This window comes from Cobetia sp. BL01, from assembly GCF_056493605.1.
Map to the genome: position 1 here is coordinate 492,145 of NZ_JBVBEE010000003.1, position 24,424 is coordinate 516,568.

Below are 24,424 nucleotides of genomic sequence, written 5' to 3' on the forward strand. Positions count from 1 at the left end.
TCAGGCATCTCGCCACCATGTCTGACGCTTGAGCGTTTGATTTCCCGCCCCATTCCTGTCACCGGAGCCCCCATGACCCCCACGCTACTCGGCGTACTCACGCTGCTGATGGCAGCCTTCACCCTGCTGCCACTCACGCGCCTGCGGCATTGGTCCGTCCGCATCATGGACTTTCCCCGCCTGCAGCTGGCGGTACTCTGGGCGGCCCTGCTGGTGGCCGACCTTCTCGTCGGCGAGCTCGCGATAGGGCTGCGGCTGACGCTGGCTTTCATCGCACTGGCAGGGCTCATCTACCAGGCGCAATGGATCATTCCCTACACCCGGCTCGCCCGCTGTGAATCGGGCGTCGCGCAGCACAGTGATCCCGCACGTCATGTGCGTCTGTTGACCGCCAATGTGCTGACCAGCAACCACGACAGCGACGCCCTGCTGGCGATCGTCAGGCGCGAGCAACCCGACGTTCTCGTCACTCTGGAGTCCGATGGCTGGTGGGAAAGCCGCCTGGATGTCCTGGAGGGAGATGAGCCGGAGCATGGCTACCGGCATACACTCAAGTGCCCGCTGGACAACCTCTACGGTATGCATGTCTATTCTCGTCTGCCCCTGCACGACGCCAGCATCGACTACCTGGTCGAAGATGACGTGCCCTCGATGCATGCCCATCTGGAGCTCAAGAGCGGCGATCGCATACGCGCTCATTTCCTGCATCCCGCGCCGCCCAGCCCGACCGAAAACGAAGAGTCCAGTGAACGAGACGCGGAGCTTGTCATCGTGGCCAAGAGCGTGGCCGAGAGCGAGCAGCCCATCATCGTGACAGGAGATCTCAACGACGTGGCCTGGTCTCGCACCACACGCCTGTTCCGCAAACTGTCCGGCCTGCTGGACCCACGCGTCGGCCGTGGCATGTTCAATACCTTCCATGCCAGCATTCCCTTGCTGCGCTGGCCGTTGGACCACCTCTTCCATAGCCGGCATTTCAGCGTGGTGCGCGTGGCTCGCATGGAAGCCTTCGGCTCCGATCATTTCCCGCTGCTGACGGAGCTGGCACTGACCCCGAACCAGAAGACGAATCACGTCGATGAAAGGCCCGAGCCTGACGCGGAGGATCACGCTGAAGCATGCGAGACCGCGGAAGACGAAGACGTCAGTCATCAGGATGTCCCGACGCCCGGGCGTTGATCACCGAAGTCGGCTAGCGGCTCTGCCTGCCGCCCTGGCTCACGCCCTGTCTGCCCCCCGGCCGGGAAGCGCGCCGGGATGGAGCGGCACCCCACCCTGATCTGGTATGCTGCGCGCCATTGACGCCATGCATGGCGCGCCACGCAACTTCAAGACACCCTCAAAGACCGGACCCACGCCCGTGACCAACAACGACATCATCCGTCGCCTGCGCTACGCACTCAATCTCTCCGACAGCGACATGATCAACACCTTCGCCGCCGCCGACCACGAAGTCACCCGCGCCCAGGTCAGTGACTGGCTCAAGCGCGATGACGACGATGCCCAGCAGCGCATCAAGGACATCGATCTGGCCAGCTTCCTCAATGGCCTGATCAACGTGCGGCGGGGCAAGCGCGAGGGTGCTCAGCCCGCACCGGAAAAGCGTCTCGACAACAATCTGATACTGCGCAAGCTCAAGATCGCCTTCGAGCTCAAGGACGATGACATGCTGGATCTGCTGGCGCTGGCCGGTTTCGAGATGATCACCAAGTCGGAACTGTCCGCCTTCTTCCGCAAGCCGGACCATCGCCACTACCGCGAATGCAAGGACCAGATCCTGCGCAATCTGCTCAAGGGCATCGAGCTGCGTCACCGTCGCCACGACCCGGAGACCGAGCAGCACGCCGTCGACCCCACCTGAAGCCTCAGCCAGCCAGACACGACAACGCCGCTTCATCGTGAAGCGGCGTTGTCGTGTCTCAAGGCATCATCACCGGGCCTGATGCCCGGCGCTCCACCCGTTCAGCGTCTAGTCATCATCGCCGTCTTCGGCACTCTTCAGACGCGCCTTGCGTTCCTGCTCCTCTTCCATGGCGGCCATGATGTTCTCGAGCAGCGCATCCACGTCCGGTGCCTCGGGGTCATCCTCGAAGAGACCCGTCAGCTCGACATCCGGGTCCATGTCACCGGCCTCGAACAATGCCCATATCTCATCAGCGTAGCGAGTCTGGGCAAGTTCCGGAGCGAACATCGCGTAGTAGGCAGTGATGTTGGCGACATCGCGCGCCAACATGCTCTTGGCATTGTTGTTGGCCGCTGCGTCCACCGCCTGCGGAAGATCGATGATCACCGGGCCGTAGTCATCGACCAGCACATTGAACTCGGACAGATCCCCGTGCACCAGGCCGGCATGCAACATGCGAACGATGTAATGCATCATCAAGGCGTGGTCTTCACGCGCCTGTTCCGCCGACATCGAGACATCATTGAGGCGCGGTGCCACATTGCCATCGTCGTCGGTGACCAGCTCCATCAGCAGCACACCGTCAAAGCAGCCGTATGGCTGAGGCACGCGCACACCGGCATCGGCCAGACGATAGAGGGCATCCACCTCGGCGTTCTGCCAGGCGGCTTCCTGCTGGTCGCGTCCGAAACCGGAGCCCTTCTCCATCGCCCGCTGACGACGGCTGTTGCGTACCTTGCGGCCTTCCTGGTAGAGCACGGCCTGCTTGAAGCTGCGCTGGGCAGCATCCTTGTAGACCTTGGCGCAGCGAATCTCTTCTCCGCAGCGCACCACGTAGACCGAGGCTTCCTTGCCACTCATCAAGGGGCGAAGCACTTCATCGACCAGTCCGTCATCTATGAGCGGCTGGATTCTCTTTGGCGTTTTCATCGCGTTCTTATACGCGTTTTCGCCTCGATCGGGAATCACCCCATCACAATTTTGTGACATGACAGACGCGAAAGCCCCCGACATCCAGAAGGATACCGGGGGCTTTTTTCATGCCACCACACCAGACTTGGCATGGTATGACGACAGGTGTCAGGCGTTCTTCAAGCTCTGCATGTCGATGACAAAGCGGTATTTCACCTTGCCCTGCTGCATGCGCTCCCACGCCTCGTTGATATTCTGGATGTCGATCATCTCGATATCGCAGGTGATGTCATGCTCGGCACAGTAATCGAGCACTTCCTGGGTCTCCGGCATGCCGCCGATCAGCGAGCCCGCCAGCACACGACGCTTCATGACCAGATTGCCGCCCTGCAGTGCGGGATCCACCTCCTGCACCAGCCCGACGAGAATATGGGTACCGTCGTACTTCAGGGTATTGAGGTAGGGGTTGAGATCGTGCGGCACCGGTACCGTATCGAGCAGGAAATCGAAGGTTTCGGTCGCGGCGGCCATCTGCTCATCGTCGCTGGACACGATGACGTGATCGACGCCATTCTCGCGCGCTTCCGCCACCTTGGCTTCACTACGCGTGAACAGGGTGACTTCACAGCCCATCGCCTTGGCGAACTTGATCCCCATGTGGCCCAGGCCACCCATGCCGATCACGCCGACCTTGTCGCCGGACTTCACGCCATAGTGGCGCAGCGGAGAATAGGTCGTGACACCGGCACACAGCAGCGGCGCGGCCACCGCCGGGTCCAGCTTGTCAGGAATGGACACCACGAAGCGCTCGCTGACGACGATCCTGTCGGAATAGCCGCCTTGCGTAAGGCTGCCATCGTGGCGATCCGGGCTGCCGTAGGTCATGGTCATGCCCTCGAGGCAATATTGCTCGAGCCCCTCGTGACAGGCGCTGCACTCACGGCAGGAATCTACCATGCAGCCGACACCGACCATGTCACCCACCTTGTACTGGCTGACATCATCGCCGACCTGGGTGACTCGCCCGACGATCTCGTGGCCCGGCACGATGGGGTACTGGGTGAAGCCCCAGTCATTGCGACCGACGTGCAGGTCCGAATGACAGACACCGCAATACAGAATCTCGATGGCCACATCATCCGGGCGCGGCTGACGGCGCTCGAAATTCCATGGCGCCAGATCGGCGGAATCGGACTTGAGTGCGTAGCTTCGGGTGTTGCCGTCAAAGGTGTTCGCCATGCCAGCTCTCCTTGCATCATGAAAAATATCAACGTGAAGAAGGAGATGTCGCCGCCTGGATCACTTTTCAACGCCCTGACTCCCTGTCTTCTGGCATCTCTGTGTTGGTGTGATCGCAACAGCGCTGCTGTCGTCTCACGACATCACGAACATATCACGCAGCGAAATCACCACTTCTTAATTACTTCTGACGCGATCAAGCAGGAAAAACGCAGTCGTGTTATCATGCTCTTCCACCCCTCACGTCTCGGAACGGAGTCCCGCATGGCCAACACTCGTACTGCTGCCAAGAAGAAAGCACCCGCTGCTGTTGAAACATCCGCCTCGCTGGAAGCCCAGATGCAAGCCTTCCTCGATCGTGGCGGCAAGGTTGAAGTGATTGAATCCGGCGTCAGCGGTCAGATCATCGGCCACAAGCCGACCAAGCCCTCCAATCCCGCTGCCGGCAACTGATGCTTCCATCAGGCCCAGACTTGGCCTGATCGTGGCAAGCTGTCATAAGATCGCCAGCCGCTGCTCGCCATGATTGGCAGCGGCCGGTCTCTGCCCTCCTCTCGAGATGGCGCGACCTGGAACAGCTCTGCTTTCAACTGATAGCACCAGACAGGTCAGGGTAGACAGATCAGAGCAGACAGGTCAGAGAAAGACAGATCCGCTCTCCTTGCATGGTGTCAGCAGCACAGCACTCATCGTCGGAGCCAGGCGCAATGCCTGAGTCATCCCGCGACACCTGAACGACTCCCACGTAGCACGCGCCTCCAGTACCTGCCTGCTCTGTTTCAGGCACATCATTCAGCCTTCCGGTCCCTGTGACAGCCAATGTCGAACTCTCCCACGCCCGCAATCCAACCGTCCTTGCCGACATCCAACTCGCCCAAGCGCCTCGCCGTCTTCATCGATGTCCAGAATATCTATTACACCACCCGCGACACCTTTGGCCGGCAATTCGATTACCGCCGACTGTGGGCCGAGCTGGAATCCCTGGGCAGCATCACGCATGCCTACGCCTATGCGATTGACCGTGGTGACCCCAAGCAGCAGCAATTCCAGCAACGCCTGCGTGAGATAGGGTTCGAGGTCAAGCTCAAACCCTTCATCCAGCGAGGAGATGGCTCAGCCAAGGGTGACTGGGATGTCGGCATCACGATCGATGTGATGGAAGCCGCCCCCAGCGTCGACGAGATCATCCTCGCCTCCGGCGATGGTGACTTCGCCCTGCTGCTGGAGCATGTGGCAGCGCGCCATGCCGTCACGACGCGTGTCTACGGCGTTGAGGCACTCACTGCCCTTGCCCTGATGCGCAGCGCTGATCACTTCCGCGAGATAGATGACACGCTGCTGATGCGCTGAAACCTCGCGTCAACTGCCAGAAGATGACCTTCTGTCGTATCAAACATTAATGATGTCGCATTCAACACGCTCGAGAGAGATAGAGTTGCGCAGGATGAAGGATCCAGGCCCCACGCCAGATGATGCCCTCTTCGAGAAGGCCTTACGGTGGGCCTAACCTTCGCGGAGTCCTCTGATGAATAACAACAACATGTCTGACAGCAGTGCGGTATCACCTGCCACGCTCCGGCGTGTCCTTGCTGCTTCTACCATCGGCAATTTCATCGAATGGTTCGACTTTGCCATCTACGGCTTCATGGCAGTGATCATCTCGCAACATTTCTTCCCGCAAGGCGATCCAACCCTCGCTCTGATCCAGACCTTTGCCGTCTTTGCCGTCTCCTTTGCACTGCGCCCACTAGGCGGCATCTTCTTCGGCACTCTGGGGGATCGCATCGGTCGCAAGAATGTACTGGCCATCACCATCATCATGATGGCAAGCGCCACCGCCTTGATCGGTCTGCTGCCGACCTATCAGAGTATCGGCTTGCTGGCACCGCTATTGTTGACCCTGGCTCGCTGTGCCCAAGGTTTCTCGGCAGGCGGTGAATATGCCGGTGCGTGCGCCTTCGTGATGGAGCACGCGCCCGATGACAAGCGCGGATGGTATGGAAGCTTCATCCCCGTCTCTACCTTCAGCGCCTTCGCGACAGCCGCAGCGCTCGGACTTGGCCTGAACAGCCTGGTATCGGAAGCGACCATGCAGGAATGGGGCTGGCGTGTCCCCTTCCTGATCGCCGCGCCATTGGGCCTGATCGGCTTGTACATGCGTCTCAAGCTGGATGACTCACCTGCCTTCCGTTTGGTCCAGCAAGAGCACAACGCCACCAGCGCTCCGCTCATGGAAACGCTGACAATCCACGGCAGTACCATCATCAGCTTGATGGCATTCATCTCTGCCACCGCGCTGTCGTTCTACATGTTCAGCACCTATTTCGCGACCTACATGCAGGTGGCAGGAGGAGCCTCGCGCCAGACCGCCCTGCTGGCCAGCCTCGGTGCTCTCATGATGGCAGCTCTGTTATGCCCTGTGGCTGGCTACTACTCGGATCTGGTCGGTAGGCGTAATACGATCATCACCGCTTGCGCCAGCCTCGCCATTGCCGTCTTTCCCGCGTATTCACTCGCTGCCAGCGGCACCTTGTGGGCCTCGATGCTCGGTGCGTCATTGATGGCAGTCGGCGCAGTCTTGTGCGGCGTGGTTACCGCCTCGCTGCTCTCGGAACAGTTTCCCACTCGTGTGCGCTATACCGCTTCGGCACTCAGCTATAACGTGGCCTATACGATCTTCGGCGGCACCGCACCGCTGGTTGCCACTTGGCTTATCGACTTGAGCGGCAACCATCTGGCACCCGCCTGGTACTTGATCGCGATAGCTGGAGTCGCCTTGATCGGTGGTCTCAGACTGCCTGAGACGAGTGGCATTTCCCTTGCCGACATGTCGAAGCCCCCTGCTTCCAGTAAATCTGCACCTCTGCCGACGGCATGAGCCGGAAGCTGTCAACTGAACCCACAAGCCTCGCAGGATTGCCACGCACCCACTGATGTCACGCCCAGATCGCTACTGGATGAGGCCATTACCACAACGCCCGCAAGCCTTCCCGTCAGAGGAGGACTTGCGGGCGTTTTCGTCGAGTTGAAGGAAATTCCCGGAGACTGGTGGCGTGTGTCCCCAGATTGCCCTCTAGCGTTGTGGTGCGGCGGATAACGTCAACTCGATGGCATCATGACGCCAGTGTTCATCATCGCAGTCCACTGCGCGGCCATTCTGATCGAAGTTGATCCGCGTGATGCGCTGCGCCGGACTACCCGGTGCCGCATTCAGGGCGACGGCCGTCTCGGCGTCGAACACGCTGGAGGCCAGCTCGAAGCTCACGCGCCGGATGCGAATGGCGTACTGGTGAAGGTAGAGCGTCGTCAGCGAATGCACCGAGAGGTCGAAATCGAGAATGCCCGGGAAGCAGTCGCGTCGCAGGTGATGACAGACATGCAGCACCCGCCGGCCATCGATGCGCCGCACTCGCGTGATGCGATAGACCCCGGCACCCCGTGCAATTTCCAGACGCTGGGCGATCACCTCATCAGCGGGAACTTCCTGAGCGGACAGCACCTCGGTGGAAGCGACCCGCTGCTGCGACTGCACCATCTCGTGAAAAGGCAGACATGCCAGCAGGTCATACCTGAGGCGCGGCGGCGAGACGAACCAGCCGCGGCGGTTCTCGCGATAGATTCGCCCTTCCGCTTCCAGCTGCAGCAAGGCATCTCGCAAGGTGACTCGCGTGGTGCCGAACCGCTCGATCATCTCACGCTCAGACGGCAGACGCTGCGAGGCATGCAGCGGCGCTGCCTCAAGATGGTTCAGCAGCCTGCCCTTGAGCCCGGTGACGGGCAAATCCGCCGTGCGCGTCAGGGAAGTTGCGTCGTCACCTGTGGGCTCGATCGATGATGAAGGCATGCGAAGTTCCTGAAAGATAACGAAAGAGAGCGATTTCTGGCGAGTCACTTGCATGTCATCCAAGGTGTCCATCATGACAAGGCCCGAGAATCGCGATCGCTGTGGTCTAGTGTAGACGTCGCCAGGCGAATCAGCCCACGCTCGCCGAGCACCATGACACAGGCATGACGATCCGGTGACAGCGCAAGGCCATCCTGTGTGATGCGCGTGAGAATCCGAGGCGGATGCCTATCACCGGGACACGCTTTCATGCAGGTAATTGTCAGAAAATCAGCCGGCACCACGCAGCGTTGCGTCAAAACATGTAGCGCTGATGGCTGATGGCTCATTGCCACGACACTGACATCACGACACTGACATAGTGACGACACGCGACTGTCACAACCGCTGCGTAAAGTCATGTCAGCCCCGATACTGAACTAGACCACAGAAATTGAGGTGGCAAGTCTCAGGGAAGACTGCGCAGGACAAGAACCAGCTTTGACCCCATCTCGCCTGCCTGCTCGCCTCGGCGACTCGCTGGCCAGGAATGCACTCTCGCATCCGTTGATTACCCCGTCTGGGAGGATTGTCATTGAAGTCGTTCACCGCTACCTCGCCCCGTACCGCCGGTCTGATGGTCTCGGCCCTCATGGCCACCCTGCTGAGCAGCGCCTCCGTCAGTGCCGCTGAAGTGCCGGACGCACTGCTCAAGGCCGCCCAGGCAGAAGGCCGCGTCGACAGCGTCGGCATGCCGGACAGCTGGGCCAACTGGAAGGACACCTGGGCAGACCTCGAGTCGAAGTATTCCATCGCGCACAGCGATACCGACATGAGCTCCGCCGAGGAAGTCGCCAAGTTCAAAGCCGAAGGCAAGAACGCCACGGCAGATATCGGTGACGTGGGCTTCGCCTTCGGCCCCATCGCGGTCAAGCAGGGGGTGACTCAAGCCTACAAGCCGACCACCTGGGACGAGATCCCCGACTGGGCCAAGGATGAAGATGGCGAGTGGATGCTGGGCTACACCGGCACCATCTCCCTGATGATCAACAAGACACTCGTCAGTGAAGATCAGCGCCCCGCTTCCTTCGCGGATCTCTCCAATGGCGATTACAAGGTCTCCGTCGGCGCGGTCGGCAAGGCCTCCCAGGCCAACAACGCCATCCTGGCCGCAGCCTTCGCCAATGGCGGCAGCGAGTCAGACCTGACGCCGGGTCTGGAAGTGTTCGCCGAACTGGCCCGCCAGGGACGCCTGTCACTGGCCGAGCCGAGCATCGCCAACCTGGAGAAGGGCGAGGTGGAGGTCGCACTGCTGTGGGACTTCAACGCGCTCAACTATCGCGATCAGATCAACCGCGACACCTTCGAGGTGGTCATCCCCTCGGATGCCTCCGTCACCTCGGGCTACGCCACCATCATCAACAAGCATGCCGCTCACCCGAACGCCGCCAAGCTGGCGCGTGAGTACATCCTGTCAGATGCCGGCCAGCTGAACCTGGCGGCAGGTTACGCACGCCCGATCCGCGCCGAGCACCTGACCCTACCGGAAGACATCGCCGCCAAGCTGCTGCCCAACGAGCAGTACGCCAATGCCCGCCCGGTACAGGACTTCGCCGGCTGGGAAGCCAGTGCCCGACAGCTGCCGCGTCAGTGGCAGTCCCAGGTACTGATCCACCAGCAGTGACCCCCGGCCTCTGTCCAGAGCGGATAGAGCGCGCACAATCCTGACAGACGGCACCGTCCACACGGTGCCGTCTTGAGCTTCACGGAGTCTTCATGTCCCAGCGTGTCATTCTTGTCGTACTCGATGGCCTCAACCATGCCGTGGGTCGGCATGCCATGGGCTATCTGAGCGCCTTGGTCGAGACCGGTCGCGGGCAGTACCAGTCGCTGGAGTGCGAACTGCCAGCGATGTCGCGACCGCTCTATGAGTGCCTGTTGACCGGTGATCTGCCCGTCGACTCCGGCATCGTCACCAATGGCATCGTGCGACGCTCGCGTGGCGTGAGCCTGTTCGACCTCGCCAGTCAGCAGGGGCGACGCACCGCGGCAGCCGCCTATCACTGGGTCAGCGAACTCTACGTCGCCGCCCCCTTCGTGCCGGCCAGACACCGGCTGCTAGACAATCCCGAATCCGCCATCCAGGCGGGCATCTTCTACTGGCAGGATCACTACCCGGACGACCACGTCTTCAGCGATGCCGAGATGCTGAGACTGCGTCACGACCCGGACTTCCTGCTGGTGCACAGCATGAACATCGATGACGCCGGCCACCGCCACGGCGGTGAGTCCGCGCAATATCGCAATGCGGCGCGTCATGCCGATGTCGCCTTGGCCGACTACCTGCCCTGCTGGCTGGAGGCTGGCTATCAGGTGATGGTCACCGCCGATCACGGCATGAACGCCGACCGCTCACATTCCGGCCTTCTCGAAGAAGAGCGCCGTGTGCCGCTCTGGACCTTCGGCAGCGCCTTCGCCCGCAGCCCCGCCCGCAACCTTCGCCAGCGCGAGCTCTGCGGCACTCTGGCTAGCGTGCTGGGACTGGAGCACGACAAGGCCAGCAACACATCCCTGCTGGCAGGCCCTGGAGGGGACGCATGATGCCGACATTCCTCAGGCGAGTGCTGACCAGCCCCGCGATGTGGCTGCTGCCCTTCGCCATCCTCTTCTTCGCCTTCCAGATCGCCCCGCTGATCTGGGTGATGATCAGCGCCTTCAAGACCCCCGCAGGCTGGGGGCTGGCCAATTTTCAGGAAATCGCCACCTCCCCCTTCTTCCGCCAGGCCATCGGCCGCAGTCTCGAGATCTCGCTGATGTCCAGCGTGCTGGGACTGGCGATCGCCGCCGTGACCTGTCACAGCATGCACCGCTGCGGGCCGGGCCTGACGCGCGCGATGATCGCCTTCACCAACATGACCAGCAACTTCGCCGGCGTGCCGCTGGCCTTCGCCTTCATCATCCTGATGGGGGCCAACGGCATGCTGACCTTGATGCTGGAGCGCCTGGGCATCATCGATGACTTCAATCTCTATTCACGCACCGGCCTGATCGTCATCTACACCTGGTTCCAGATCCCGCTGGGCATCCTGCTGCTCTACCCGGCCTTCAGCACGCTCAAGGGCGAGTGGCGCGAAGCCGCCAGCCTGCTCGGCGCCAACCGTCTGACCTACTGGCATCACATCGGCCTGCCCGTGCTCTGGCCGTCGCTGGCTGGCACGCTCACCGTACTGTTCGCCAATGCCATGGGCGCCTATGCCACCGTCTATGCGCTGGTGAACACCAGCTACAACCTGATGACCATCCGCATCGCCAATCTGGTCTCCGGCGACCTCTTCCTGCAGCCGGAACTGGCCAGCGCACTGGCGATGGTACTGGTGGTCATTCTCGTCATCGTCACGCTGATCCAGCAGTGGCTCATGCGTAGGAGCTACCATGTCACTTCCCGCTGAACTGCCGTATCGCCATGGCAAGCCGCTGCTGCCCAGCCTGATGGCGCGTCTGCGCGGGCTCAATCCCTACAGCGTGGTGGTGGGCAGCGTCTTCACGCTGCTGGCACTGCCGCTGGTGGCCACGCTGTTCTACGCCCTTGCCACCCGGTGGGGCGCCAGCCTCACGCCCGATGGCCTGACGGTGAAGTGGTTTCTGGAGCTGTGGACCACCCCCCGCTTTCTCGCCGCATTCGGGCGCTCCCTGCTGGTCGCCGTCGGCGCCCTGATCCTGTCACTGCTGTTGATCGTGCCGGTGGTCTTCCTGGCCCATACCCGCTATCCGCGCCTGGATGGCTGGATGAATGGCCTGATCCTGCTGCCCTTCGCCGTGCCACCCATCGTGTCCTCGGTCGGTCTGCTGCAGCTGTATGCCGGCGGCCCACTGCCGATCATCGGCACGCCCTGGATCCTGATTCCCACCTATTTCACCATCGTGCTGCCCTTCATGTACCGAGCGCTGGCCAACAGCCTGCGAGCGCTGGATGTGGCATCGCTGATGGAAGCCGCCCAGTTGCTGGGCGCCAGCCCGCTGCAGGCCTTCTTCCAGGTGATCCTGCCCAATATCCGGGTCGGCATCCAGATCGCCGTCTTCCTGGCCTTCTCGTTTCTGGCCGGTGAATTCGTGTTCGCCAACATGCTGGTCGGCACCCGTTTCGAGACGCTGCAGGTCTACCTGAACAACATTCGCGGGGCCAGCGGCCACTTCACCAGTGCGCTGGTCATCACGCTGTTCGTGTTCACCCTGATTCTCACCTGGCTGGGCAACCGCCAGCCCGCCGAGCAGGCGATGCCGGAAGATGACCCCGAGGAGGCGCTGGCCACCGCCATGACGGAAGGTCTCCCCGCCACGCCCGCGAAAGCTGGCCCTGCCGCCCCCCATTCCCGTACCGATTCACGAGGGCACCGCTGATGCTTGCCACCGATATCCCGCAGACCCACTCTCGCCACGACACCGATGGTTTGCTGACAAGCGCGTTGCGTGAACAGGCCGCCGACCAGCAGTACCTGACGCTCAAGGGCCTGGCCAAGCGTTTCGGCAAGGCGCGCGTGTTCTCCGACATCGATGCCGAGATCGCCCGTGGCGAGTTCATCACCCTACTCGGGCCCTCTGGCTGCGGAAAATCCACCCTGCTGCGCGCCATTGCCGGGCTCAACGACGTGGACAGCGGCGAGATCATCGTCGATGGTCACGACATCACCCGTCTGCCGCCCCAGCGGCGCGGCATCGGCATGGTCTTCCAGCACTATGCGCTGTTCCCCAACATGCGCGTGGCGGACAACGTCGCCTTCGGCCTGCGCATGAAGAAGGTGCGCCCCGAGGAGCGCGAGCGCCGCGTCACGGAAGTGCTGCGACTGGTGGAGCTGACCGACCAGGCACAGCGCTATCCACATCAGCTGTCCGGTGGCCAGCGACAACGCGTGGCACTGGCGCGCGCGCTGGTGGTCGAGCCCCAGATCCTGCTGCTCGATGAGCCGCTCTCGGCGCTGGATGCGCGCATCCGCCGTCATCTGCGCGATCAGATTCGCGACATCCAGAAGAGTCTCGGCCTCACCACCCTGTTCGTCACCCACGATCAGGAAGAGGCCTTGCTGCTCTCGGATCGCATCTTCCTGATGCATCAGGGCAGCATTCTCCAGCAGGGCAACGCAGCATCGCTCTACACCCGACCGGTAGACGCCACGGCCGCAGGCTTCATGGGCCATTACAATCTGATCGGCAGCGAGCTTGCCCGCCCCCTGCTCGGCTACCTGTGCGATAGCCCGCAGGTCGCATTGCGGCCGGAGGCGCTCTATCTGCAGCCGGATGAGATGACACGCCCCCTCCTCCCCGGGCACCTGGAGGCTGGTCTCGACTTCCCGCTCCAGCCATTGCCGGCCAATGTGGGGCCAGCGCTGCCCGGCGTCATCCTGCGCCATCAATTGCTGGGCAACATCGTGCGCTACGAGGTGGATTGTCAGGGACTGCGTCTCAACGTCGATGTGCTCAACCGCAGTGCCCGCCAGCTGCTGCCCGACCATCTACGCGTGCAGGTGCATGCCGATCTCGACGAAATCCAGGCGCTGGGCACGCACGACACTGGCGACAGATCACGGGTGGCAAATGGGTGAAATGCACATGAGTGAAGTGCCTGGGGGGGAAGTGCGCGGGCTGGCCATCTTCGATCTCGATGACACCATGCTGGATGGCGACGCCACGGGGCTGTGGACCGAGTGGCTGATCCAGCTGGGCTGGATCACGGACCCCGAGCGATACCGCGCCATCTGGACGCAACAGATGGCAGACTACGCCGCGGGCCGACTCGACATGGAAGCGCACCTGAGCCATCTGCTCTCCCCGCTGGCCGGTCGCACCGTCAGTGAAGTCGAGGCCGAGGTGGGCACCTTCCTCGATACCGAACTGCTGCCGCGCCTCTACCGTGAGGGTCGCGAGCGCATCGCCTGGCATCGTGATCAGGGCCATCAGGTCGTGATCATCTCAGCCTCGACAGCCCAGCTGGTGGCACCGCTGGCAGAGCGACTGGCATTGGATGCCGCGCTGGCGACTCGCCTGGAGGTCAAGGATGGCTGCTACACGGGACGCGCCCAGGGCATCCGTACCTTCCGCGATGGCAAGCTTACGGCCTTGACGCACTGGCTGGCAGAGCATCTCGGCCCCGATGGGCACAGCCTCCCCACCTGGGGCTATTCAGATTCATGCAATGATCTGGCGTTGCTGGAGTTCGTCGATCACCCGCATGCCGTCTGTGCCGACCCGACCCTGGAAGCCATCGCCACGCAGCGCCACTGGCCGCGCCTGCGTTGGCAAGGTTACGACTGAGGGACTGAGCGCTTTCACTCCCGAAACAGGCGACGACTGACGCAAAAAAAGGCACTCTATGCCCAAGACGAAAGGCAAAGGAAGCCGTAACATGGCAGAGGTCAGGGTCAGTCGGACCGCAAGGGTCCCGGATCCATTACGCGTCAGGCGTTATCACAAGGCACCGGAGGTCGGCCCCCGTGTGCTGTTCTTCAGCGGCGGCACGGCGCTGACGGGCATCTCGCGCACCCTGACGCGCTATACCCATCACAGCATCCATCTGGTGACGCCCTTCGATTCCGGTGGCAGCTCCGCCAAGCTGCGTGACGCCTTCTCGATGCCGGCCATCGGCGACCTTCGCTCACGCCTGATGGCGCTGGCCGATGACAGCGTGCTGGGGCACCCGGAGATCTACCGGTTGTTCACGCACCGTCTGCCTGCCGAAGCACGCCCGGAGATGCTGCAGGCCACTCTGCGGGAACTGGCGGCGGGCCGTCATCCGCTCAGCATGGCCGTGGCGGAGCCCATGCGCACGCTCATCTGTCATCAGCTGGGCTTTCTGATCGAGGCCATGCCGGCAGGCTTCGATCTGCGCGGCGCCAGCATCGGCAATCTGATCATCGCCGGCGGCTACCTGAACCATCATGAGCAGCTCGACCAGATCATCTTCCTGTTCTCCAAGCTGGTGCATGTACGCGGGACGGTGCGCGCCATCATCAATGCCGACTGCCATCTGGCCGTCACCCTGGAAGATGGGCGCAGAATCATCGGCCAGCACCAGATCACCGGCAAGGAAGTCGCGCCACTGGAGAGCCCGATCGCGCGCATTCAGCTGGTCGAGGCCAGCGCGAAGGCCAGTGCGAAGGACAATACGACGGACAGCACCACAGAGCGAGACACGCACAATGACGGCGGTGCCATCGTGCCCGTGCGGCCTGCGCTGCACCTCAACAACCGCCAGCTGATCGATTCCGCGGAACTGATCTGCTTTCCGCCGGGCAGTTTCTACTCCAGCGTCATCGCCAACCTGCTGCCCTGCGGGGTGGGACGCGCGATACTGGCCAACCCCTGTCCCAAGGTCTACATCCCCAACTGCAGTCCGGACCCGGAGCAGACCGGCAAGACACTCGAGCAACTGGTCACGACCCTGATCGACACCCTGTGTGCGGACCTGGATGTCTCGCGCAACGACTGTCCCAACGAGCATCTGCTCAACATCGTGCTGCTGGACAGTCAGCGTGGCGACTACCCCGGCGGCGTCTCTGTCCCCGCGCTGGAGCGCATGGGACTGACCGTGATCGACACTCGCCTGATCAGCGAGCAGAGCGCGCCCTACTACGACAACGAACTGCTGGTCACCGCCCTGCTGTCACTGGTGTGACGACCGCCTCGTATGAACAGAACGCCCCCGCCTGCCAGCTTGCAGACGGGGGCGTTCGTTTTCTAGGCTGTGCTCTGAACGAGAGGCCAGGCTTACATCACCCCACGTACCGCCCCGAGAATCACCATCGCCAGCACCAGCTTCCAAGGAGCCAGCGCGAAGCGGGTCAGCGCGATGAAGGCCGCCAGCGCGATGACGACGTCCAGACGGCTCAGCACACTGGTAGTCCACAAGGGGTCATACAGCGCCATGCCCAGCACTCCAACGACCGCCGCATTGGCGCCCGCGAGCGCAGCGCGTGCTGCGGGCCGTGCACGCAGGCGCCCCCACAGGGGGGCCACGCCGATCAACAGCAGAATCCCCGGCAGGAAGAGACTCAACAGCGCAATGATGGCACCGAGCACTGCCGAATCCCCGCCCACCTGGGCCATGCCCGCTCCCAGCCAGGCGGCGAAGGTGAACAGTGGCCCGGGCACCGCCTGCGCGGCCCCATAGCCGGTGAGGAAGGTATCGGCCGCGATACGCCCCGTCTCGACGGTGGAGGCCTCCAGCAGCGGCAGCACCACATGCCCGCCCCCGAATACCAGCGCCCCGGCACGGTAGAAGATCTCGACCAGACTGCCGGAGGCCAGCAGCGGCAGCGCGATCAACAGCGCGAAGAAGGCGATCAGACAGGCGCGAGCCAGGCGCGTCGAGACCGGCAGCGACAGCCCCGCTGCTCCCGCCTGCTGGCGAACAAGGGCCGCACTGTCATCACGACACAGCAGGCTGCCGAGCACTGCACCCATCGCGATCACTCCGACCTGCGTCCAGGCGGCCTGCGCCAGCGCCAGGCCTAGCATGGCCAACAGCGCCAGCCCGGCGCGCCGTCGGTCCGGGCACAGCGTGCGCGCCATGCCCCAGATCGCCTGGGCAACGACCGCCACCGCCACCAGCTTCAAAGCGTGGAACACCCCGGAAGCCAGTGGCCCTTCGAGGCTGGCCGCCACCAGCGCCAATGCCAGCAGTGCCAGCGCAGAGGGCAAGGTGAAGCCAACCCAGGCAATCACCCCACCCATCACCCCGCCACCACGCACCATGCCCAGTGCAAAGCCGACCTGACTGCTGGCCGGCCCCGGCAGGAACTGGCACAGCGCGACCAGCTCGGCGTAGGCCGTGTCACCCAGCCAGCCGCGCCGGCGGACCAGCTCCGCGTGGAAGTAGCCCAGGTGCGCGATCGGCCCGCCGAAGCTGGTCAGCCCTAGCGTGAGGAACGTGAGCAGCACGTCCCGATATCGCTCGCGAGAGGATACGGCGGTCACACCGTCGGCCTCGTGCGGCGCCTGCCTGGTTGAAACACGATCGTGACTGGATGACATGTGGCGTCTCTGTAGAAGGTGGCGCTGGGTGCATGGACAGGCGTCGGGGGATCAGGAAGTGATCCCTCAGGCGACACCTTGCAAGGTACTCAGGTACTCAGGTACTTAGGTACTTAGGTACTGCCGGCAGGCGAATCGGACGTTGCGTGTGACACCTGCGGCAAGGCTAAGGCCATCACGGCACTCGCCGCCACCAATCCGGCCGACCACCACAGGCAGGCTTCCAGCCCATAGGCCTGATAGAGCCAACCGGACAGCAGCGTGCCCAGCAGACGCCCCATGGCATTGGCCATGTAATAGAAACCGACATCCATCGACACGCCTTCACTGCGCGCGAAGCGCACGATCAGATAGCTGTGCCAGCTGGAATTGACCGCAAAGACGGCCCCGAACACCAACAGGCCGATGATCAACCATTCCAGTGGCGCCAACCCCAACAGGATGGCACCACTGATATCGGCCGCCTGAGGCGCATCCAGCGGCAGGCTGGCCATCAGCGCCGGCAGCAGTGCCAGGCCGGCCGCCAGCGACACCGTGATCCAGCGGACGCCGGTGGCGCCGTTCAAGCGGCGTGAGAACGGACCGGTGATGCGTGGCGCCTGGGTCTGGACACCGCCATAGCCGATCACCCAGGCGGCCATGAGCACACCGACCGTCCAGAAATGCCAGCCATGCACCTCGGCCAGATAGACCGGCAAGGCCACCACGAACCAGACGTCACGTGCCGAGAACAGGCACAGTCGAGCCGCCGAGAGTACATTGACCGCCCGCGAGGTCGAGAACATCTCACGGAATGCCGGCTTGCGACTGGCCTTGCTCTGCCCCAGTGATGCCGACAGCTTGCGCAGTGACAGCACCAGCACGCCTGCCAGCATCAGCCACATGGCCATGACGGTGCCCTGGAAGCCGATGAGACTGAGCGCCGCCCCGCCCAGGAAGAAGCCCAGTCCCTTGAGTGCATTCTTGGAGCCGGTGAGCAACGCGACCCAGCGATACAGCGCGCTCTGCGATTCCTCTACCGGCTGCCCCTTGGGCACCAGCACCTTGATGGCGCTCTTGGCGCTCATCTTGTTGAGGTCCTTGGCGATGCCCGACAACGCCTGGGCGATCATCACCCAGATGACCGTCAGCATGGGTTCCGGCACCAGCAGCATGCCGAGCGCCACCAGCTGCATCGCAAGCCCCGCATTCATGGTGCGATTGAGGCCGAGCCGTGCCCCGAGCCAGCCGCCGACCAGATTGGTGACGACACCGAAGGCCTCGTAGAACAGGAACAGCATCGCCACGTCCAGCGCCGAATAGCCCAGCGAGTGGAAGTGCAGCACCACCAGCATGCGCAGCGCGCCATCAGTCAGCGTGAAGGCCCAATAGTTGCCGGTCACCAGCAGGTACTGGCGCACCTCATGGGGCAGCTCTCGCAGGCGGGCAAGCATGTCAGCGCTCCTGTGTGCTGGGGTCGGCCAGATCACCCAGGCCGACTTTCAGTGCCAGTTCCGCGGTGCGATTGGCGTAGCCCCATTCGTTGTCGTACCAGGCGTACAGCTTGAGCTGGGTCCCCGCGACCACCATGGTCGAGAGCGCATCGATGATGCTGGAGCGGGAATCGGTACGGAAATCGATCGACACCAGCGGGCGTGTCTCATACCCCAGCACCCCGGAAAGCTCGCCTTTTGCCGCAGTTTGCAGCGCCTGATTGACCTCCTCCACCGTCACTTCGCGATCGAGCTCGAACACCATGTCGGTGAGAGAGGCATTGGCCAGCGGCACGCGAATGGCGTGGCCGTTCAGGCGGCCTTCCAGCTCCGGGAAGATGGCGCTGATCGCCTTGGCGGAGCCGGTGGTCGTCGGAATCAGGCTCATGCCGCAGGCCCGCGCACGGCGCAGATCCTTGTGCGGCGCATCCAGAATCGTCTGGGTATTGGTGATGTCGTGCACGGTGGTCATGGAGCCATGGCGAATGCCGAACTGCGACTGGATCACCTTGATCACCGGCGCCAGGCAGTTGGTGGTACAGCTGGCCGCCGTCACGATGCGATGCGTCTGGGCATCATAGAGATGATCGTTCACGCCCATGACGATATTGAGTACGCCCGCTTCCTTGACCGGCGCGGAGACCACGACACGCGCCACGCCCTGTTCAAGATAGGCATTGAGCACCTCGGTGCTCTTCTTCTTGCCGGAGGCCTCGATTACCACATCGCAGCCCGACCAGTCGGTGTCACTGATCTCACGCTGGCTGGAGAACGTCGTGCGCTGACCATCGATGATGATGCTCTCATCGTCACTGGTGATTCCCACGCCCGGCGACCACTGGCCATGTACGGAATCGAATTCCAGCAGATGGGCGAAAGTTGCGGCATCGCCACCCGGGTCATTGATGCGTACCACGTCCAGTGCGACATCCTCGCGCAGCTTCCACAGCGCGCGCAGCGCAAGCCGACCGATACGGCCGAAGCCATTGATACCGATTCGCAGAGGTGGCAGACCAGCGGGCAGCGTCAGTGAAGCGCTGTAGGACGGAGCCTCATGAGCAGGCATCGTAATTTCCTCGTGAGGGTCAATGTAGGATCAGGGGTGTGACGTGTTTCAGGCGGGGGGCTGGGCAGACGCCTGCCTGCCTGCGATGGATAGGGGCAAGCGCGTCATTCGGCGCAGCGCTCGGGACGATTGGGCATGGCCACCAGCCACTGACGCCAGCGCGCCACCTCCTCCTGCTGTGCCTCGCAGGCCGCCATCAGGATCGCGTGCCGCCAGCCCTGCATGGCGGGGCTCAGCCGGTAATACACCCACTGGCCGCGTCGCTCGCTGCTCAGGAGTCCGCAGTCGCGCAGCTGTGCGAGATGGCGGGAGACCTTGGGCTGCGAGATGCCGGGGCGCTCTCCACCTGCGTGGGGCGTCTCGTGTGCCGGCATGTCCTGCTCACGCCGCTCCAGCAGCCAGATCAGCTCGCAGACACACAATTCTCCCGTCTCGCTCAGCAATTGCATGATGGTCAAGCGGGTATCTTCGGCCAGACATTTGAATATCCCCAACGGGGTCAGGGAAGCGGCAGCGCCATCCTCCAGCGCCGCATCGCGACTTGACGACTTCATGACAGCTTCCTTGGGCAGAGTGCGAGAGACGCGAGATCGGTGACGATCTGATATATGGAAAATCATATATACGTTTTTCCATATATCAAGTGACATTCTCATGTCAGGCGCGTGACGGCGTGCATGTCACACGCTGGCGTCACTCGCTGGGCTCGTTCGGTATCAGAACGGAAGAGAAGAGAAGACAGGCGGAAAATCCTCCTCGCCAGCGGTCGCCGCAAGCCTCCACTGTTGCTTGATCGGCACGCATATGTTTCTGCTGACATGGGAGAATGCGCTTGCGAACGAAAGTCCCGGGGCGTTAGTGTGTGCCCATCCGGCACGTGCGGTGCCAATCTGAATCACGCATCCTCAGGGATGCACAGGAGAGTCAAATGGCTGATTTTGCGCAAGTGGTAGACAGCAACTACACCCAGGAAGTCATCGAGAGCGAGCAGCCGGTGCTGGTGAAGTTCTGGGCGCCGTGGTGCGGCCCGTGCAAGATGCTCGACCCGATCGTCGAATCCATCGCCGAAGAACAGGGTGACGCCCTCAAGGTCGTTGCCATCAATGTCGACGATGCACCGGATCTCGCCGCGCAGAATGGCGTCCGCGGCCTGCCGACCATCGCCCTGTTCAAGTCCGGCGAGAAGATCGAAGCCCTGACCGGCGTGCAGCCGAAGGAAAACTTCGATGCCATGATCGCGCGTCACGCCTGATCACATCAGCGCCGGATCTTCCCGGCCTCGAAAACGCCCTCTCGCAGGGCGTTTTTTTTGGACAGCACTGTGACTTGCGTTACCTTACCTGTTTGATTTCATTGATAATTGTAGGCGATGAAACATGCCGTCTCCCGAAACGAGACGCTGAAGACGACCGACACAACCGCCTCACCATACAAGGAAGCATTGATGCACAACGCCGTCCGTTCGACCCGATATCTGGGCGTGTTCGCCCTGCTCTCAGGCCTGCTGACGGGCTGCGCCACCGGCCATTCCACCCTGCCCGCCACCACCTCATCCCTCAAACCCGGCCCGGCCTACGGTGAGATGCGCTCGGTGGCCGTGATGCAGATACGTCCCGGCAACGTCGCCGTGACACCCGCTGGACGAGTCTTCGCGACCATCCACCCGATGGATGGCGATCACGACGTGCAGCTGGTCGAGATAACCGGCCAGAACAGCTATCGTGCCTGGCCCTCACCCGCCTTCCAGACCCACGCCGGCCGCTACAGCGACGCCACCATCGACTCCCCGCTGGGCATCTATCAGGACGGCCAGGGAGGCCTTTGGATCACCGACATGGGCCTGCATCTGGGCAAGACCCGCCTGTGGGGCTTCGACATTGCCTCGGGCAAGCTGATCACCAAGCTGACCCTGCCCACTGATATCGCCCCCGAAGGCAGCTTCGTGCAGGACCTGGCAGTGGATCGCAGTCGCGGCGTGGCGTATCTGGCCGATATCGCCAACCCGGGCCTGATCACCGTCGATCTGGCCTCCGGCGAGGCGTCCCGATTCAGCCAGCACGCCGCAGTGCAAGCCGAGCCAGACGCCACCCTGAAGATCGATGGCCGTGACATCCCGTTCAATGGCAAGCCTGCCAAGGTGGGCGTCGACCCGATCACCCTGTCCGATGACGGCGAGACGGTCTTCTTCGGTGCCATGACCGGCCACAGCTGGTACAGCGTCCCGGCCAGACTGCTGCGTGAAGGTGCCGATCACGACACCATTGCCGCCGCCATCACGCGCGTCGGCGACAAGCCCATCTCGGACGGTGCGGATACCGCCGGGGGCATCCACTACTTCACCAACCTCAATCAGCATGGGCTGGATGTGCTGGGGGCGGACGGCAAACTGACGCCGCTGGTCCGCGACGAGCGCCTCGACTGGCCGGATGGCGTGCGCATGGCCGCTGACGGCTGGCTGTATGTCACCGTCAATCAGCTGGACAGCACGCCGCCCTTCGCAGGCGGAGAGGACGAGGGTCAGCCGCCCTACCATATCTACAAGGTCTGGCCGACGGACGACTGAGCCAGCAGCCTCTCGACACGACAACGCCCGTGCTCCTTCAGTGGAGTGCGGGCGTTGTCGTGTTGGTCCCCTGAACGGCGGGAGCCATGTCCACACGCGCATATTTACAATAATCACAAAGGTCTTTTGCGAATCACTCCGTTTATCGCAAAACTCAACCACGGCAGACTGCACAGCATCCAAGACCCACCCATTGCTGATGGAGAACTGCCATGCCTCTTGCCCTGCTGGCGCTGACGTTGAGCGCCTTTGCCATCGGGACCACCGAATTCGTGATCGTCGGACTGGTGCCCACCATCGCTCAGGATCTGAGCGTCTCTCTGCCTTCCGCTGGCCTGCTGGTCAGCCTATATGCCGTCGGTGTCGCCATCGGCGCCCCCGTGCTGACCGCCCTGACCGGCCGCTTCAATCGCAAGCTGGTGCTGCTGGGACTGATGGCGCTGTTCATCGCCGGCAACCTGCTGGCCTGGCAGGCACCAAGCTACAGCTCGCTGATCACGGCGCGTATCCTGACCGGCCTCGCCCACGGGGTGTTCTTCTCCATCGGCTCCACCATCGCGACAAGCCTGGTGAGCAAGGACAAGGAAGCCAGTGCGATCGCCATCATGTTCACCGGCCTGACCGTGGCACTGGTCACCGGCGTGCCGCTGGGCACCTGGATCGGTCAGCACTTCGGCTGGCGCGCCACCTTCCTCGTGGTCTCGGTGCTCGGCGTGCTGGCATTGATCGGCAGCGCCATTCTGGTGCCCAACAATCTCAAGAAGAACGTACCGGCCACCTTCGCCCAACAGCTCAAGGTGCTGACCCATCCGCGCCTGCTGCTGGTCTACCTGATCACCATTCTCGGCTACGGCGGCACCTTCACAGCCTTCACCTATCTGGCCCCGCTGCTGCAGGACGTCAGTGGCTTCAATGAAGGCGCCATCAGTCTGATCATGCTGGTCTACGGCGTCTCGGTGGCCATCGGCAACATCCAGGGCGGCAAGCTGGCTGACCGCATGGGCCCGATTCGCGCCCTGCCCCTGATCTTCGGTGGCCTGATCGTCATCCTCGGCGTGCTGACCTTCACTGCCGCCAACCCGATCACGGCCGTGATCACCATCCTGATCTGGGGTGCCTTCGCCTTCGGCAACGTGCCGGGACTGCAGGTCTACGTCGTGCAGCAGGCCGAACGCTTCGTGCCGCAGGCCGTTGACGTGGCCTCCGGCCTCAACATCGCCGCCTTCAACATCGGCATCGCGCTGGGCTCCATCGTCGGTGGCCAGGTGGTCTCCAGAATGGCACTGACCGACACCGCCTGGATCGGCGCGCTGATCGTCACCGCCGCCCTGCTGCTGACCCTGCTGGCTGGCCGCCTCGACAAGCGTCACGCGTCTTCCATCGCGACCGCCTGATCCGCCCCGCAGCCTACCGCCACCACGACGTGCTCCCGATTCCGACAGCTCAGCCTGCTGGCTCGGGGGCACCGTCGTCTGCACACCTGCTTGCTGAAGGAGTCCACCATGATCTCTCCGACCCGCCCGCTGGATCGCCTCACCCAGGGCCCCCTGACCCTCGGCGTCGAACTGCCCCTGGACAATGACTGGGTGCGGACTGACAGAGCCCCCTCCACACCCTTCGGCGTCCCTGACATGCGCGCCCATGCCGAGCTGATCGGCAAGGTCGACAGGCTCGGCTTCCGCGCCGCCTGGCTGCGTGACGTGCCGCTGTTCGACCCCGCCTTCGGCGACGCCGGTCAGGTCTTCGAGCTGTTCACCTATCTGGGCTATCTGGCCAGTCACACCGACAACCTGCTACTGGGCACCGCCGCCGCGGTGCTGCCACTGCGCCAGCCGTGGCTGATGAGAAAGGCCGCCGCCAGCGTGCAGGCCCTGAGCGGAGACCGCCTGCTGCTGGGTGTCGCCAGTGGCGACCGACCGGCGGAATACCCGCTGTTCGGTGAGGAGTTCACCACCCGCGGTGCCACCTTCCGCCACGCGGTGGACGTCATCAAGGGCCAAGCGGACGACGCCCTGAGCGACGGTCAGGCCATCCTGCCTACCGCGACGCGTCCGCCGCTGTTGAGCGCCGGGCTCTCTCAGCAGACGCCCGAGTGGATCGGTCGCGAGATGGACGGCTGGCTGGCCTACCCGGGCACGCCACAGGATCACATCTGCCGCGTGGCGCTCTGGCGTCAGGTCGCCGGCGACAAGCCCTACGTCAGTTTCATCCACCTCAATCTGGAAGACGACCCGCACGCCCCGGTGCGTCGTCACCGCTTCGGGTTGTCGAGTGGCCGCCTTGCCCTCATGGAAGAACTGTCGGCCATGCAGGATGCCGGGGTGAATCACATCGGCTTCCACCTGCGTCGCAATTGCCGCCCGCTCACGGAAACCCTCGAGGAACTGGGCCGTGAGGTGCTGCCGCACTTTTCATGAGGGCT

The 24,424-nt window shown here is 62.9% G+C and carries 23 protein-coding genes; 16 read left to right on the plus strand and 7 right to left on the minus strand.

Annotation, left to right across the window (positions count from 1 at the left end; translation table 11 throughout):
- The first annotated feature begins 72 nt into the window (after positions 1-72).
- Both ACZYGA_RS08440 and ACZYGA_RS08445 read left to right on the plus strand, forming a co-directional pair.
- Positions 73-1,179, plus strand: a complete 1,107-nt coding sequence (locus ACZYGA_RS08440) for an endonuclease/exonuclease/phosphatase family protein (RefSeq protein ID WP_479398860.1) — start codon at positions 73-75, stop codon at positions 1,177-1,179.
- 181 nt (positions 1,180-1,360) lie between these two features.
- Positions 1,361-1,861 carry a YehS family protein gene (locus ACZYGA_RS08445; protein WP_479398861.1) on the plus strand — a complete coding sequence of 167 codons (501 nt, stop codon included), beginning with the start codon at positions 1,361-1,363 and terminating at the stop codon, positions 1,859-1,861.
- A 108-nt stretch (positions 1,862-1,969) separates the two neighbouring features.
- On the opposite strand, the gene ACZYGA_RS08450 is transcribed toward ACZYGA_RS08445, so the two are convergent.
- Complete coding sequence (locus ACZYGA_RS08450; RefSeq protein ID WP_084208521.1) at positions 1,970-2,833, minus strand: PA4780 family RIO1-like protein kinase; 864 nt, start codon at positions 2,831-2,833, stop codon at positions 1,970-1,972.
- A 150-nt stretch (positions 2,834-2,983) separates the two neighbouring features.
- Complete coding sequence (locus tag ACZYGA_RS08455; RefSeq protein ID WP_077375804.1) at positions 2,984-4,054, minus strand: NAD(P)-dependent alcohol dehydrogenase; 1,071 nt, start codon at positions 4,052-4,054, stop codon at positions 2,984-2,986.
- 18 nt (positions 4,055-4,072) lie between these two features.
- On the opposite strand from ACZYGA_RS08455, the gene ACZYGA_RS08460 reads away from it, so the two are divergent.
- The 3 genes from ACZYGA_RS08460 to ACZYGA_RS08470 all read left to right on the plus strand — a co-directional run bounded on the left by ACZYGA_RS08460 (position 4,073) and on the right by ACZYGA_RS08470 (position 6,932).
- A complete protein-coding gene (locus ACZYGA_RS08460; RefSeq protein ID WP_479398863.1) occupies positions 4,073-4,507 on the plus strand; it encodes a hypothetical protein in 435 nt (144 codons plus the stop codon).
- Between the two features lie 402 nt (positions 4,508-4,909).
- Positions 4,910-5,404, plus strand: coding sequence for an NYN domain-containing protein (locus tag ACZYGA_RS08465; protein ID WP_404627424.1), 495 nt, complete (start codon positions 4,910-4,912; stop codon positions 5,402-5,404).
- A gap of 175 nt (positions 5,405-5,579) precedes the next feature.
- Positions 5,580-6,932, plus strand: coding sequence for an MFS transporter (locus tag ACZYGA_RS08470; protein ID WP_271302459.1), 1,353 nt, complete (start codon positions 5,580-5,582; stop codon positions 6,930-6,932).
- Between the two features lie 195 nt (positions 6,933-7,127).
- Here ACZYGA_RS08470 and ACZYGA_RS08475 read toward each other — a convergent pair whose 3' ends face one another.
- A complete protein-coding gene (locus ACZYGA_RS08475; RefSeq protein WP_404627422.1) occupies positions 7,128-7,898 on the minus strand; it encodes a UTRA domain-containing protein in 771 nt (256 codons plus the stop codon).
- A gap of 574 nt (positions 7,899-8,472) precedes the next feature.
- Between ACZYGA_RS08475 and ACZYGA_RS08480 the strand changes: the two genes are divergently transcribed.
- From ACZYGA_RS08480 to ACZYGA_RS08510, 7 genes are all read left to right on the plus strand, one after another.
- Entirely contained in the window at positions 8,473-9,561 is a 1,089-nt protein-coding gene (locus tag ACZYGA_RS08480; RefSeq protein ID WP_404627420.1) for an ABC transporter substrate-binding protein, read from the plus strand.
- Between the two features lie 92 nt (positions 9,562-9,653).
- Positions 9,654-10,478: an alkaline phosphatase family protein gene (locus ACZYGA_RS08485; protein WP_404627419.1), complete on the plus strand. Its 825-nt coding sequence runs from the start codon at positions 9,654-9,656 to the stop codon at positions 10,476-10,478.
- Positions 10,475-11,326 (plus strand): ABC transporter permease, encoded by an 852-nt coding sequence (locus ACZYGA_RS08490; RefSeq protein ID WP_404627417.1) that lies wholly within the window; start codon positions 10,475-10,477, stop codon positions 11,324-11,326. Before ACZYGA_RS08485 ends, ACZYGA_RS08490 begins: the two co-directional genes overlap by 4 nt.
- On the plus strand, positions 11,310-12,275 hold the full coding sequence (locus ACZYGA_RS08495; RefSeq protein ID WP_404627415.1) for an ABC transporter permease: 966 nt from the start codon (positions 11,310-11,312) through the stop codon (positions 12,273-12,275). The genes ACZYGA_RS08490 and ACZYGA_RS08495 overlap by 17 nt, the downstream gene beginning before the upstream one ends.
- Complete coding sequence (locus ACZYGA_RS08500) at positions 12,275-13,474, plus strand: ABC transporter ATP-binding protein (protein ID WP_404627413.1); 1,200 nt, start codon at positions 12,275-12,277, stop codon at positions 13,472-13,474. The genes ACZYGA_RS08495 and ACZYGA_RS08500 overlap by 1 nt, the downstream gene beginning before the upstream one ends.
- Before the next feature lie 7 nt (positions 13,475-13,481).
- Positions 13,482-14,183 carry an HAD family hydrolase gene (locus tag ACZYGA_RS08505; protein ID WP_479398864.1) on the plus strand — a complete coding sequence of 234 codons (702 nt, stop codon included), beginning with the start codon at positions 13,482-13,484 and terminating at the stop codon, positions 14,181-14,183.
- Positions 14,184-14,274: 91 nt separating this feature from the next.
- The gene (locus tag ACZYGA_RS08510) at positions 14,275-15,543 is read left to right on the plus strand and encodes a GAK system CofD-like protein (protein ID WP_404627410.1); all 1,269 of its coding nucleotides are present in this window, start codon (positions 14,275-14,277) and stop codon (positions 15,541-15,543) included.
- A 92-nt stretch (positions 15,544-15,635) separates the two neighbouring features.
- Here the strand turns inward: ACZYGA_RS08510 and chrA are convergent, their stop codons facing one another.
- From chrA to ACZYGA_RS08530, 4 genes are all read right to left on the minus strand, one after another.
- On the minus strand, positions 15,636-16,844 hold the full coding sequence (gene chrA, locus ACZYGA_RS08515; protein ID WP_479398866.1) for a chromate efflux transporter: 1,209 nt from the start codon (positions 16,842-16,844) through the stop codon (positions 15,636-15,638).
- A gap of 170 nt (positions 16,845-17,014) precedes the next feature.
- Positions 17,015-18,334 carry an organoarsenical effux MFS transporter ArsJ gene (gene arsJ, locus ACZYGA_RS08520; protein ID WP_404627406.1) on the minus strand — a complete coding sequence of 440 codons (1,320 nt, stop codon included), beginning with the start codon at positions 18,332-18,334 and terminating at the stop codon, positions 17,015-17,017.
- 1 nt (position 18,335) lies between these two features.
- A complete protein-coding gene (locus ACZYGA_RS08525) occupies positions 18,336-19,439 on the minus strand; it encodes an ArsJ-associated glyceraldehyde-3-phosphate dehydrogenase (RefSeq protein WP_404627404.1) in 1,104 nt (367 codons plus the stop codon).
- A gap of 104 nt (positions 19,440-19,543) precedes the next feature.
- Positions 19,544-19,993 carry an ArsR family transcriptional regulator gene (locus tag ACZYGA_RS08530; RefSeq protein ID WP_404627402.1) on the minus strand — a complete coding sequence of 150 codons (450 nt, stop codon included), beginning with the start codon at positions 19,991-19,993 and terminating at the stop codon, positions 19,544-19,546.
- A gap of 374 nt (positions 19,994-20,367) precedes the next feature.
- On the opposite strand from ACZYGA_RS08530, the gene trxA reads away from it, so the two are divergent.
- The 4 genes from trxA to ACZYGA_RS08550 all read left to right on the plus strand — a co-directional run bounded on the left by trxA (position 20,368) and on the right by ACZYGA_RS08550 (position 24,419).
- Positions 20,368-20,691 (plus strand): thioredoxin, encoded by a 324-nt coding sequence (gene trxA / locus ACZYGA_RS08535; protein WP_077375765.1) that lies wholly within the window; start codon positions 20,368-20,370, stop codon positions 20,689-20,691.
- A gap of 192 nt (positions 20,692-20,883) precedes the next feature.
- Entirely contained in the window at positions 20,884-22,002 is a 1,119-nt protein-coding gene (locus tag ACZYGA_RS08540; protein WP_404627400.1) for an L-dopachrome tautomerase-related protein, read from the plus strand.
- A 212-nt stretch (positions 22,003-22,214) separates the two neighbouring features.
- Entirely contained in the window at positions 22,215-23,396 is a 1,182-nt protein-coding gene (locus ACZYGA_RS08545; RefSeq protein ID WP_404627398.1) for an MFS transporter, read from the plus strand.
- Between the two features lie 108 nt (positions 23,397-23,504).
- Positions 23,505-24,419 carry a TIGR03571 family LLM class oxidoreductase gene (locus tag ACZYGA_RS08550; protein ID WP_404627396.1) on the plus strand — a complete coding sequence of 305 codons (915 nt, stop codon included), beginning with the start codon at positions 23,505-23,507 and terminating at the stop codon, positions 24,417-24,419.
- The last annotated feature ends 5 nt before the right edge of the window (positions 24,420-24,424 follow it).